The organism is Bradyrhizobium sp. Kon37 (genome assembly GCF_055807535.1).
In genome coordinates, this window is the sequence record NZ_JBVVOY010000307.1 from 1 (window position 1) to 249 (window position 249).

Annotated in this window: 1 protein-coding gene; it reads right to left on the reverse strand. The window is 53.4% G+C overall.

All coding sequences use genetic code 11. The features are described from left to right. A partial coding sequence (bioD, locus tag AC0L3J_RS38265) for a dethiobiotin synthase (RefSeq protein WP_473350601.1) occupies positions 1-249 on the reverse strand: 249 nt, incomplete at both ends.

Genomic DNA, 249 nt, shown 5'->3' on the forward strand with positions numbered 1-249 from the left:
CGCGTGATTAATACAGCCGAGTTTCACACCAACTACCAGTATCACCGGCAGTTGTTCCTGTGTTACCCAATCTGCACAAGTGAAAGTGTCAGAAAGCGGCGTAAACCAGCCGCCAGCACCTTCCACTAACACCCAGTCAGCCTGTTGTTCAAGCGCGCGTAATCCGGCGCTCATTACCAATGATTCTATCGGTCTGCCCTCTTGCGCGCTGATGATGTGCGGCGAAGTGGGTTCTGCGAAGGTGTAAGG